Annotated in this window: 1 pseudogene; it reads left to right on the top strand. The window is 55.8% G+C overall.

Annotation, left to right across the window (positions count from 1 at the left end):
• A pseudogene (locus tag J5224_RS34205) lies at window positions 1–582 on the top strand (two component system sensor kinase); the annotation flags it as partial.

Here is a 582-nt window from a genome sequence, read left to right as displayed (position 1 = left end):
CGACGCACTGAGTTAACGGAATTACTAGGCAGCCCCGTCAACCACAATATGCACTGGGGCGAACCCAAGTACACCGAGGGCGTGGGCTGGAGCGTCTCTGTTGCGGCCACCAGCGCACAGGGTACGCTCGCCGGGCTTTCAGTAAAACTCAGCGATGTGCTCTCGTACGGCCAACTGTTCTCCGGCAGCGATATCAGCCTCTGGCTGGATAAGCAAAATCACATCCTGCCTTTTTCCCAGCTCGATGAGAAGCACGGTCACGCATTACAAACGCGGTTCAACGACGTAACGCTGCATGACGGCTGGCAGGAAATTCGCACCCAGTTGAAAGGGCCCGGTTGGCAGCAGGTTATCCTGTATCCAACCCGGGATATCATCAATCGCGCGCTGTCTATCGTCATCAGCCAGTTGCCTTTCGCATTGGCGACGTTAGTCCTGCTTGCACTGATGCTATTGGGCCTGCTCCATCGTCATCTGGCCCGCCCGTTGCAGGACTTTGTTGATATCATCAATAAGACTAAACGGGCACCGCTGTCACTGCGTCTGCCGGAAAACCGTCAGGATGAACTCGGCAGCATTGCT

Source organism: Candidatus Symbiopectobacterium sp. NZEC135 (genome assembly GCF_025962695.1).
Note: the sequence above shows the minus strand (reverse complement) of the source record. Positions and strands in the feature narration are given on the sequence as shown.